Here is a 9,737-nt window from a genome sequence, read left to right as displayed (position 1 = left end):
TCGTTGGAGCGGACTCTACCTCAAACCGGAGGAAGAAACGGGGCTCAGGTCATCAGACCTTGACCAAAAGGGTAAGGAAACCGATGGTGGCGCGAAGATGGCCATACGATTGCTGAAGAATCTCAGCGCGGACAGTGAAAAAGACTTGTCAATCAGCAGCTATGACATTGCCAGCGTAGTTTTCCACTGCCCTTCGCATGTGATTGTGCGCCATGTTGCAAGAGACTTGGCAATCCTTTCAGGAGTTAGTGCTTTCCTTAACCAGCTGGCGGCCGATCGTTCGCAAGCTGAAGCTCTTATGTCTCCGGATGGAACTCGCAAGATCTTCGACAAGAGCGAAAAATGGGGCAGCTTTTTGAGATTAGCTGGAAACACCTCTCAGCTCGCACGCGAGGAAGAGCGGGATCTGGTCGGGCCTTCGTTCCTCATGGAACGAGATCTTGGTCAGGTCCTCAAGAGCTTGAACGAGAGCAAGATCCCCGTCGTGCCAACCTATTGAACGATCTACATCGCCGCCTAACGTGATAGCACCCCGGAAACATATTGTTTCCGGGGTGCTATGTCCCAGTTTCCGGTACGAGCCACGATCTGCGCGACGGGGCTCTTTGTTGCTATGCAGGTCGGCTCAGTTCGTCGGGCGGATGACGACCGAGACGCGGCGGTTCTGCTGGCGACCCTCGGCGCTGAGGTTCGTCGCGATCGGCTGGTTCTCGCCGTAGCCGACGGCGCGCAGGCGCGCGGGCGAAACACCGTTCTGGATGAGGATCGAGCTGACGGCCTGGGCGCGACGTTCGGACAGGTCCTGGTTGTAGGCGGCCGAACCGGTGTTGTCCGTGTGGCCCTGGATCTCGACGGACGAGGCCCGGTACTTCTGCAGCGAGTTCGCCAGCAGTTGCAGGTCGTCGCGCAGGCCCGGCTGCACCGAGGCGCTGTCGGTCGCGAACAGGATGTCCTGCGGCAGGCGCACGATCAGAGCGTCGCCGGTGTTCTGGATCACGATGCCCGTGCCCAGCTGCTGGCGCAGTTCACGCTCCTGCTGGTCGAGGAAGGCGCCTGCGGTGGCACCCGCGCCGCCGCCGACCACGGCGCCGATGGCGGCGTTGCGAAAGCGGTCATTGCCGTCATCGGCATCGAGCGCGGCCCCTGCGAGCGCACCGCCGACCGAGCCGATCAGCGCGCCCTGGCGGGTCCGGTTCGGGTCGGTGGGGCCGGTGGAGGTCACGCAGGCCGAGAGCAGCAGAACGCAAGGCAGGCCGACGACAAGCGGAGTCTTGAAGGAAATCATGGGTGTCCTCTGAATGGTTCGAGACGCACATCTCGGCCCATTGATATAGACGAGGGTACGCCAGTTCCCAGAGAATTCCTCGTGAACGGCGCGTTTTCGCTGCCTCAGAACCCGGTCCGCGCCGCCTCGTCGGCCAGGAGCGCCCGCTTGACCGGCAGGCCCCAGTGATAGCCGCCAAGCTCGCCCGATTGCCTGAGCGCGCGGTGGCAGGGGATCAGCCACGAGATCGGGTTGCGCCCGACCGCCGTGCCGACTGCGCGATGCGCTTTGGGGTGGCCGATGGCGCGGGCGATCTCGGAATAGGTGGTCACGCGGCCTTCGGGGACGGCCAGAAGCGCCTCCCATACCTTGATCTGGAAGGGACCGCCCATCAGGTGGAGCCGCGCCTCGCCTCCGCCGGAGATTGCGGTGAAATGGGGGGCGAGGGCGGCGTCTTCGCGGATGTAACGGGCGGCGGGCCAGCGGGTGCTGAGGTCTGCAAAGGCCTCGTCCTCGCTGCTTTCCTCGGTGAAGGCGAGCCCGGCGAGGCCACGGTCTGTCGCCATGCCGAGCATCCGGCCGAAGGGCCCGTCGGCCGAGGCGTAGTGGATCGTCAGGCCGTCGCCCTTGCGGGCGAAGTCGCCGGGACTCATCGCCTCCCACCGCAGGAACAGGTCGTGGAGCCGCGACGGCCCGGACAGCCCGACCGCGCCCGACGTGTCGATCAGCGTGTGCCGTTCGGCCAGCAGCTGCTTGGCGTGGCCGAGGGTCAGGAACTGCTGGAACCGCTTGGGCGAGATGCCGGCCCAGCGAGAGAACAGCCGCTGGAAATGCGCGGGGCTGAGGTTCATCTCGGCCGCGATCTCCTCGAGCGTCATCTCGCGCCCTGCGTCCAGCCGCTCGATCGCCCGGCGCATCAGCTGCCAGTGATAGCGTGTTTCCATGTTCTGCATCTGGGTCATGGCGCGAATCTACGCCGGCCCCGCGCGTCCCGCGACCCGAAACCTGCGCAATGCAGATCATACCTTCGACAAATACGCAGGGCGCAGTGCTTGCCACCGGGCGGGGCTTCGGGGCAGAAGCGGTCGAGATGGTAAAAGCGCTTCCATATGCGGCCCAGAAGGAGATCTTCACCCGCTTCCGCGACGCGGAGCCGGAGCCGAAAGGCGAGCTGGAGCACGTCAATGCCTACACCCTGGTCGTGGCCGTGGCGCTGTCGGCGCAGGCCACCGATGCCGGCGTGAACAAGGCCACCCGCTCATTGTTCGCCACCGTCGATACGCCGCAGAAGATGCTCGACCTCGGCGAAGAGGGGTTGGTGGAGCACATCAAGTCCATCGGCCTCTTTCGCAACAAGGCGAAAAACGTCATCAAGCTGAGCCGAATTCTTGTGGACGAGTATGGCGGCGAGGTGCCTTCGTCGCGCGCGGCGCTCGAAGGGCTGCCCGGCGTCGGGCGCAAGACGGCGAACGTGGTGCTGAACATGTGGTTCAGGTATCCCGCGCAGGCGGTCGACACACATATCTTCCGCGTCGGCAACCGCACCCGCATCGCGCCCGGCAAGGACGTGGTCGCGGTCGAGCGGGCTGTCGAGGACAACGTGCCGGCCGAATTCGCGCTGCACGCCCATCACTGGCTGATCCTGCACGGCCGCTACACCTGCGTCGCGCGCAAGCCCAAATGTCCGGCCTGCCTGATCCGCGACCTTTGCCCCTATCCGGAGAAGACCGAATGAAGACCCCCCACGTGATCGGCATCGGCAACGCCATCGTCGACGTCATCGCCCGCGCCGACGACCACTTCCTCGAGCATATGGGCATCGAGAAGGGCATCATGCAACTGATCGAGCGTGAGCGGGCCGAGCTTCTCTATGCCTCGATGGGCGAGCGGACCGAGACGCCGGGCGGATCGGTGGCGAACACCATCGCGGGGATCGGCAAGCTGGGCCTGCCGGCGTCGTTCATCGGCAAGGTGAAGGCCGACACGCTTGGCCGCGGCTATGCCGAGGGGATGGAGGCGGGCGGCATCGGCTTTCCGAACGCGCCGGTGGCGGACGCCGCGCTGCCGACCTCGCGCTGCATGATCTTCGTCTCGCCCGACGGCGAGCGGTCGATGAATACCTATCTCGGCGCGGGTGCCGACCTTGGCGCCCGCGACGTGCCCGAGGCGACCTTTGCCGAAGGCGGCATCGTGTTTCTCGAAGGGTACCTGTTCGACAAGGAAGAGGGGAAAACCGCGTTCCGCCGGGCGGCGCAGCTGATGCACGACGCAGGCGGGCGCGCCGGGATCACCCTGTCGGACCCGTTCTGCACCGAACGGCACCGCGCCGATTTCCAGGAGCTGATCGCGGGCGAGATGGACTTTGTCATCGGCAACGAGGACGAGTGGACGACACTTTACGAGACTGATCTCGATAGCGCGCTGGCCCGTGCGGCCGAAGCGTGCGGGATGGTGGTCTGCACGCGCTCGGGTGAGTCGGTCGTTCTGCTGGCTGAGGGAAAGCGGATCGAGGTGCCGGTGGAGCGTGTCGTGCCCGTGGACGCGACCGGAGCGGGCGACCAATTCGCCGCCGGGTTCCTTTACGGCTATGCGCACGGCCTCGACATCGAGACGTGCGGCAAGATTGGCGTCGCCGCGGCGGCCGAGGTCATCGGGCATATCGGCCCGCGCCCCGAAATCGACATGATGGCCCGCTTCCGTCAACTGGGGCTCGTCTGAAGCGCGAGCGCCGGCTTTACAGGGGCGCGACGGTGACTCCGTCGGCTTCAAGGCGCGCCCGCACCGTGCGGGCGGCCGCGACGGCCGAAGGTTCGTCGCCATGCAGGCAGACGGTGTCGATGCGCGTCTCGATCCGGGTGCCCATGGGGGTGATGATCGCGCCCTCGCGCACCATGGCCGAGATGCGGGCGGCGGCTTCCTCGGGGTCGGTGATCATCGCGCCGGGCTGGCCGCGCAGGATCAGCGTGCCGTCCTCGGCATAGCCCCGGTCGGCGAAGATCTCGGCCGCGTAGGGCACGCCGAGCGCGCGGGCGGCCTCTTCCATCGGCGTGGCGGCAAGCACCATCAGCACGATGTCTGGCTGCACCTCGAGTGCCGCGGCATAGGCGTGGCGGGCGAGTTCACCGTCGATCTGGGCCATGTTCGACAGCGCGCCGTGGAGCTTCAGGTGCCGCACCTTTCCGCCGGCCGCACGCGCCATCGCCCGCGCCGCGCCCAGCTGGTACTGCACGAGGTGCGCGACGCTTTCGTAGGGCATCTTCATCTGGCGCCGGCCGAAACCCTGAAGGTCGGGAAAGCCCGGATGCGCGCCGATGCCGACGCCGTTCGCGACGGCCGCCTTCATGGTCGCCGCCATCGTGTCCCAGTCCCCGGCGTGGAAACCGCAGGCGATGTTGGCCGAGGTCACCACGTCCAGCAGCGCCGCGTCATCGCCCATCTTCCAGGGGCCGAAGCTTTCGCCCATATCCGCGTTGAGGTCGATCTGGGTCATTGTGCCTCTCCGGTCGTGACGCCGCTGATGAGCTGGTAGGCCCCGAGGTCGGGGATGTCGCGGGGGTCGCGGATGCGGGGCCCGGTGCGGGCGCGCATGTCGCGCAGGATTTCGTCCTCGCTCTGCCACGGGGCCTTGTCCAGGGGGACGAAGGCCAGTCGCAGCGTGCCACCGGGCGGGGTCTGCATCGCGCGGGGCAGGTCGGCGGGGTGCAGGCAGCCGATCCGGGGATAGCCCCCGGTGGTCTGGCATTCGGGGCCCAGCAGCATCGGGTTGCCGTCGCCGGTGATCTGGATATCGCCGGGGCGGGCGATCTCGGACAGGAGCGACAGCTGCCCTTCGGTCCCGAAGGGCGGGCCGTCATGGGTCAGGCGGATGCCCTGGCGATTGCCGCGGGCATCGCGGGTGAAGGTCGTCTCTTGCAGGCGGGTGATCTGGTCGTCGGGGAAAAGCGCGGTGTGGGCCGAGGGCAAAAGGCGCAGCCGGCCGGTGGCGGGGCGGCCGGGATCGAGGATAAGGTCGGCGGCGCTTCCGTCGACCTGGCCGAGGGGCAGTTCGTCGCCCGATGCGACCGGAGCGCCGATACCGGCGGCCAAGTGCGCGGCACGGCTGCCGAGGCGCGTCGGCGTGGCGAGCCCGCCGCCGAACGAGACATAGGCATAGCCGCCGGTGCCGGGGGACAACGTCAGGCTCTCGCCCGCCGGCAGGCGGTGGCTGGCGTTCCATGCAAGGCGGTTGCCGCCGATCTGGGCGGGCCGCTCGGCTCCGGTCAGGGCGAAGCGGATGGGGCCATCGGCGACGAGCGTCAGGGGGGCGGGAGGCAGCTCCAGCGCCGCGGTCACCTCTTGCCGCAGAAGCGCCGCGGCGGCGAGCAGAGCGGTGCGATCGGCGGCCCCGCCGCGGGACAGGCCCTGCGCAATGTAGCCGCGGCGGCCAAGGTCCTGAACGGTGATTCCCGGCCCCGCGCGAGTAAGCGTCACGATCGTCACGCGACATCCTCCACGGTCACGCCGCCATCGGGTGGGGAAAGCGCGTCGAGTTCCGCGGCGGAGACGGGGGTGAAGCGCACCTCGTCGCCGGGGGCGAGCACGATGGGGCGGTCCGGATCGTCGGGACGGAAGCCGTGGAAGCGGGTCATGCCAATCTGTCGCCAGCCCGTCGGCGTCGTCGTCGCGAACACGATCAACTGCCGCACTGCGGTGACGAGGGCACCGGTTTCCACCCGCGGGGTCAGGTCCCGCTGCCGGTCGATGTTCCAGTGCGCGTCGAGCTCGCCCAGGTAGGCCTGTCCCGGTGCATAGCCGAGGGCGAGGGCGCGGACCGGGCGCGCGCAGATCTCGGCGACGGCCTGGCTGCGGGTCAGGCCCGCAAGCTCTGCCGCCTCGTCGAGCTGGGGGGCGTGATCGCCGTCAAACGAGACCGGGATCGTCAGGCGCCGCCGGCCGCTGGGCAGTTCGGCTGCGAACCAGTCCCGCGTGTCGAGCAGCTCGCGCAGGCGCGTCGCAAGGTTCTGGCGGTCCAGCTGCGCAGGGTCGAAGGCGATGAAGGTCGAGGCGAGGGAGGTGGCGGTTTCAAGCACCCCCTCCCACGCCTCGCCGTCAATGGCGGCGCGGAAGGCGAGGGCGGCGCGGTTCGCCGCCTCGTCCAGCCGGTCGGCGAAGGTCACGAGAAGACCGTCGAGACCCAGGGGGGTCAGGCGGGGAAACGCGTCGGGGGTGTCGGTGACGTCCTGCATCCTGTTCGCGAACCTAGCGAAATGCGCGCGGGGGTCGAGGGGGTTATGGCCACGCCGCGTAAGACCCTTCGGCATTCGGCCGGCGCTTGGCCGACGCGCGGAAGCGCGAGGGGCTGGTGCCGACCGCGCGCGAGAAGAAGCGGGTGAAATAGGCGGGGTCGGCGAAGCCGAGGCGGAAGGCGATGGTGCCGATGGGCGTGGCGGTCCCATTCAGCAGCTCGGACGCCTCGCGGATCAGGTGACGGTGCAGGTAGGCTTGCGGCGACAGGCCCGTGGCGCCTTTGACGGCCGAGCGGAGCCGGTCGCGGCTGACGCCGATCGCGCGGGCATAGGCGGCGACGGTCCAGTGCTGCCTTGCGTGCTGCGTCACGAGCTGGACGAAGCGCTCGGCCAGGCCTTCGGTCGTGGCGCCCTGAGTCAGAAGCTCGGCCCGGGTGCGGCGCCAGACATGGGTGAGCAGCAGCGCGAGGTAGTGGCGTGCCGCCACGTCCGCCCCTGCCTCGCCGGTCGCAAGCTCGGCCTCGAGGCCGTCGATCAGGGGCATCATCCGGTCGTTGGCCTGAAGCGGCACCGAAAGCTCCTGCCGCAGCGGTTGGCCGATGGTCGCGGCGGGCAGCGACTGCGCCAGCGCCGGTTCGGGGATCGACAGGAGTGTGGCGCGGGTGCCGGCCTCGGCCAGCATCTCGACCGCCGTTCCCTTGGGGCGCCACCAGAGGCGGGGAGCGTCGACGGCCGTGTCCGTCTGCACCGTTCCGGACGACAGGAGCAGCAGGTGCGACACGCCGGCGGGGAGCGCATAGCCTACGCGGGTCAGGGGGCTGCGGATGCGCTGCACACGGATGCGGGCGTTGCGGGTGGGGGCGGGCTGCATGGGGCGAGGGTGCCGGAATAGGCATCGCGCCGCCAGCAAAAATGCAAATCATCGTCGCAAGAGTGCATTTCCTGCGGCCCTGCGACACGCTAGCGTCCCGAATACGTCAGCCGGTCGAGATCGCCGGACGGACAAGCTCTGGCCAACGGAGCGACTTTGGGAGGATCGCAATGACCAGAATGACGCGCCGCAGCGCGCTGGGCATCCGTCTGCTTGCCGCTTCTGCGGAACTCGCCCTCCCTGCCGGCACCGCTTCGGCTCAGGAGGAGTCGGTCTGGATCGGCTGCGCCGGGGCGAACACCACTGGCGCCGGGATCACCGCCATTTCCAACAACGAGCTGTGGGTTCACGAGGTTGGCGAGGCCCGTGCGACCATGCTCGACAGGTCGCAGCGGCCCGGCCAGATCGCCGGCACCATGTCGTGGGGCGAGCAGGAGATGGCCCCGCTCGTACGCGCGCGTAGCCGCGACACCAACCTGACGGTGCTGGTCGCGGAGCCGAATTCCCCGGCGACATTGGCGTTGGCTGATGTCGCCTGCCTCGTCGAAGATGGCCGCATCACCGGCTCTGACCCCGCCGTCGATTTGCGATCCGATCCCGCCGTGGTGCGCGCCTTTCTAGGCGGCGCCACGGCTTGTGTAACCTGAGAAGGACCCCGTAGATGGAAAGCCTGAACCTATACATCGGCGGCGCCTACAGCGCGTCGTCCGACAATCGCAGCTTCACGCGCAAGAACCCGATGACGGGCGACGTCGCGACCGAAGCCGCCGCTGCCTCGATTGAGGATGCCGAACGCGCTGTGGACGCCGCCGCGCGCGCCTTCCCCGCCTGGTCCCAGACGAGCCCGGGCGAGCGTCGTGCCAAGCTCCTCGCCGCGTCCGAGAACCTGAAGGCCCGCGGGGACGACATCGTCGCGGCCATGAAGGAAGAGATCGGCGCGACCGAGGGCTGGGCGCGCTTCAACGTCATGCTCGCGGCCGACATGCTGCTCGAGGCCGCCAGCCTGACCACCCAGATCAAGGGCGAGGTCATTCCGTCGAACCGCCCCGGCACGACGGCCATGGCGATCCGCCAGCCGGCGGGCGTGGTGCTGGCCATGGCGCCCTGGAACGCGCCGGTCATCCTGGGCGTGCGGGCCATCGCGACTCCGTTGGCCTGCGGCAACACGGTCGTGATGAAGTCGTCCGAGCTCTGTCCCCGCGTCCACGCGCTGATCGTCGAAGCCGTGGCCGAGGCGGGTTTTCCCGAAGGCGTGCTGAACGCGATCTCGAACGACCCCGAGGACGCGCCGAAGATCGTCGAGGCGCTGATCGCCAACCCGGCGGTGCGGCGCGTGAACTTCACCGGCTCGACCCGGGTGGGCCGCATCATCGGCGAGTTGTCGGCCCGGCACCTCAAGCCCGCGCTGCTCGAACTGGGTGGCAAGGCCCCGCTGATCGTGCTGGATGATGCCGACATCGAGGCCACGGTCGCGGCCGCAGCGTTCGGCGCCTACATGAACCAGGGCCAGATCTGCATGTCAACCGAGCGGATCATCACCGTCGGCGACATCGGCGACCGCTTTGTCGAAGCCTTCGCCAAGAAGGTGGCCGAGCTGACGGCGAGTGATCCCCGCGAGGGCAACTCGCCTCTGGGCGCATTAGTCGACACAGGGGCTGCCGACCGCGTGCGCGACTTGATCCGCGACGCCGAGCAGAAGGGCGCGACCGTGATCGCCGGCGGGGGCGAGGGACCGATCCTGAACGCGGCAGCGCTGGATCACGTCACCCCCGACATGCGCATCTATACCGAGGAGAGCTTTGGACCCGTGGCGGCGATCATTCGTGCAGGCTCGGTGGACGAGGCGGTGCGGATCGCCAATGAAAGCGAGCTGGGCCTGTCCTCGGCCGTATTCGGGCGCGATACGATGCGGGCGCTCGCTGTGGCGCGCCGGATCGAGGCTGGTATCTGCCACGTCAATGGCCCGACCGTCCACGACGAGGCGCAGATGCCGTTCGGTGGCGTGAAGGCGTCGGGTTATGGCCGCTTCGGCGGGAACTGGGGGATCGCGGAGTTCACCGACCTGAAGTGGATCACCCTGCAGGACGGACCGCTGCACTATCCTATCTGAGGAAACAGGAGGGCTGCAGCGTCGTCGATCCACAGGGGACGACGCTGCGGTTTCTCTGGATCTCACGGGTGACTCGCGCGGGCGGACTCAGCCGCGACAGGTGAGCGCTCTGAGGAGGTCGATCCGCCCCGCCACGACGAAGCAGTGGTCGCACATGTGCCATGCTCGGGGCTGAAAATGGGTCCTGAGCCTAAGCACATGCCTATGTCTGACGACGAGATGATCCGCGATGGCGGCCGACGGCGCCGCTGGCTTGCTGCCGGATGC

11 protein-coding genes are annotated in these 9,737 nt (G+C 68.1%); 5 read left to right on the top strand and 6 right to left on the bottom strand.

The features are described from left to right. Positions 1-499: hypothetical protein (locus tag ACFDS3_RS17200; RefSeq protein ID WP_375263582.1), on the top strand; the 499-nt coding region annotated here is incomplete at its 5' end. A 126-nt stretch (positions 500-625) separates the two neighbouring features. On the opposite strand, the gene ACFDS3_RS17195 is transcribed toward ACFDS3_RS17200, so the two are convergent. Together ACFDS3_RS17195 and ACFDS3_RS17190 are read right to left on the bottom strand one after the other, a co-directional pair. Beyond that, entirely contained in the window at positions 626-1,285 is a 660-nt protein-coding gene (locus tag ACFDS3_RS17195) for an OmpA family protein (protein ID WP_375263581.1), read from the bottom strand. Positions 1,286-1,389: 104 nt separating this feature from the next. Continuing rightward, entirely contained in the window at positions 1,390-2,217 is an 828-nt protein-coding gene (locus ACFDS3_RS17190) for a methylated-DNA--[protein]-cysteine S-methyltransferase (protein ID WP_375263584.1), read from the bottom strand. A 137-nt stretch (positions 2,218-2,354) separates the two neighbouring features. Between ACFDS3_RS17190 and nth the strand changes: the two genes are divergently transcribed. Then, positions 2,355-2,999, top strand: a complete 645-nt coding sequence (nth, locus tag ACFDS3_RS17185) for an endonuclease III (RefSeq protein WP_375263583.1) — start codon at positions 2,355-2,357, stop codon at positions 2,997-2,999. Further along, complete coding sequence (locus ACFDS3_RS17180; protein WP_375263580.1) at positions 2,996-3,982, top strand: adenosine kinase; 987 nt, start codon at positions 2,996-2,998, stop codon at positions 3,980-3,982. Before nth ends, ACFDS3_RS17180 begins: the two co-directional genes overlap by 4 nt. A 16-nt stretch (positions 3,983-3,998) precedes the next feature. Here the strand turns inward: ACFDS3_RS17180 and ACFDS3_RS17175 are convergent, their stop codons facing one another. The 4 genes from ACFDS3_RS17175 to ACFDS3_RS17160 are packed head-to-tail and all read right to left on the bottom strand — an operon-like array spanning position 3,999 to position 7,360. Beyond that, positions 3,999-4,754, bottom strand: a complete 756-nt coding sequence (locus ACFDS3_RS17175) for a LamB/YcsF family protein (RefSeq protein ID WP_375263579.1) — start codon at positions 4,752-4,754, stop codon at positions 3,999-4,001. Continuing rightward, the gene (locus ACFDS3_RS17170; protein WP_375263578.1) at positions 4,751-5,743 is read right to left on the bottom strand and encodes a biotin-dependent carboxyltransferase family protein; all 993 of its coding nucleotides are present in this window, start codon (positions 5,741-5,743) and stop codon (positions 4,751-4,753) included. The genes ACFDS3_RS17175 and ACFDS3_RS17170 overlap by 4 nt, the downstream gene beginning before the upstream one ends. Continuing rightward, positions 5,740-6,489 carry an allophanate hydrolase subunit 1 gene (locus ACFDS3_RS17165; RefSeq protein WP_375263577.1) on the bottom strand — a complete coding sequence of 250 codons (750 nt, stop codon included), beginning with the start codon at positions 6,487-6,489 and terminating at the stop codon, positions 5,740-5,742. The genes ACFDS3_RS17170 and ACFDS3_RS17165 overlap by 4 nt, the downstream gene beginning before the upstream one ends. 43 nt (positions 6,490-6,532) lie before the next feature. After that, the gene (locus tag ACFDS3_RS17160; RefSeq protein ID WP_375263576.1) at positions 6,533-7,360 is read right to left on the bottom strand and encodes a helix-turn-helix domain-containing protein; all 828 of its coding nucleotides are present in this window, start codon (positions 7,358-7,360) and stop codon (positions 6,533-6,535) included. Positions 7,361-7,530: 170 nt separating this feature from the next. On the opposite strand from ACFDS3_RS17160, the gene ACFDS3_RS17155 reads away from it, so the two are divergent. Together ACFDS3_RS17155 and ACFDS3_RS17150 are read left to right on the top strand one after the other, a co-directional pair. After that, positions 7,531-8,007 (top strand): hypothetical protein, encoded by a 477-nt coding sequence (locus ACFDS3_RS17155; RefSeq protein ID WP_375263575.1) that lies wholly within the window; start codon positions 7,531-7,533, stop codon positions 8,005-8,007. Positions 8,008-8,021: 14 nt separating this feature from the next. After that, positions 8,022-9,470: an aldehyde dehydrogenase gene (locus ACFDS3_RS17150; protein ID WP_375263574.1), complete on the top strand. Its 1,449-nt coding sequence runs from the start codon at positions 8,022-8,024 to the stop codon at positions 9,468-9,470. The last annotated feature ends 267 nt before the right edge of the window (positions 9,471-9,737 follow it).

Source organism: Palleronia sp., assembly GCF_042089775.1.
In the GTDB taxonomy this organism is placed as follows: Bacteria; Pseudomonadota; Alphaproteobacteria; order Rhodobacterales; family Rhodobacteraceae; genus Palleronia.
The sequence above is the reverse complement of the archived record's forward strand: the minus strand, read 5'-3'. Positions and strand labels throughout refer to the sequence as shown.

Excerpts from the sequence above, each read along its gene's own strand:
- nth (WP_375263583.1), top strand. The coding sequence starts at position 2,355 with ATGGTAAAAGCGCTTCCATATGCGGCCCAGAAGGAGATCTTCACCCGC.
- ACFDS3_RS17195 (WP_375263581.1), bottom strand. The coding sequence starts at position 1,285 with ATGATTTCCTTCAAGACTCCGCTTGTCGTCGGCCTGCCTTGCGTTCTG.
- ACFDS3_RS17150 (WP_375263574.1), top strand. The coding sequence starts at position 8,022 with ATGGAAAGCCTGAACCTATACATCGGCGGCGCCTACAGCGCGTCGTCC.
- ACFDS3_RS17155 (WP_375263575.1), top strand. The coding sequence starts at position 7,531 with ATGACCAGAATGACGCGCCGCAGCGCGCTGGGCATCCGTCTGCTTGCC.
- ACFDS3_RS17160 (WP_375263576.1), bottom strand. The coding sequence starts at position 7,360 with ATGCAGCCCGCCCCCACCCGCAACGCCCGCATCCGTGTGCAGCGCATC.
- ACFDS3_RS17175 (WP_375263579.1), bottom strand. The coding sequence starts at position 4,754 with ATGACCCAGATCGACCTCAACGCGGATATGGGCGAAAGCTTCGGCCCC.
- ACFDS3_RS17190 (WP_375263584.1), bottom strand. The coding sequence starts at position 2,217 with ATGCAGAACATGGAAACACGCTATCACTGGCAGCTGATGCGCCGGGCG.
- ACFDS3_RS17180 (WP_375263580.1), top strand. The coding sequence starts at position 2,996 with ATGAAGACCCCCCACGTGATCGGCATCGGCAACGCCATCGTCGACGTC.
- ACFDS3_RS17165 (WP_375263577.1), bottom strand. The coding sequence starts at position 6,489 with ATGCAGGACGTCACCGACACCCCCGACGCGTTTCCCCGCCTGACCCCC.